The sequence below is a fragment of the Pontitalea aquivivens genome (assembly GCF_046507575.1).
In the GTDB taxonomy this organism is placed as follows: domain Bacteria; phylum Pseudomonadota; class Alphaproteobacteria; order Rhodobacterales; family Rhodobacteraceae; genus Pontitalea; species Pontitalea aquivivens.
In genome coordinates, this window is record NZ_JBKFEY010000145.1 from 1 (window position 1) to 291 (window position 291).

The 291-nt window shown below is 70.4% G+C and carries 1 protein-coding gene; it reads right to left on the reverse strand.

Translation table 11 applies throughout. The annotated features are described in order from the left end of the window. On the reverse strand, positions 1–291 hold a 291-nt coding region (locus ACK8OU_RS20575; RefSeq protein WP_410305182.1), incomplete at both ends, for a terminase gpA endonuclease subunit.

The following is a 291-nucleotide window of genomic DNA, read 5'->3' on the forward strand; positions in this document are numbered from 1 at the left end:
CGCCTTGAAGGTCGAGGTCGCCACCGACCACAGTCGCGCCCCGCGGCGCAGACGCTTGCCGCCGATGGTGGCGTCCACATAGGTCGGCCCCGTCACCGGGCTCGCCCGGTTGAACCCCTCAAGCCCCTTCACCGGCGCCACCTGCGCAAAGCCAGCTTGCCGCGCCCAAGCGTAAACCGCCGCCGTCTCGTAGCCGGTGTCGATCGCGAGCTTTGCCACGGTCAGCGCCGTGCCGCTCTCATGCTGCCAGGTCCGGCCCAGAAGGTCGCTGAGCTTCTGCCAGCAGGCCGG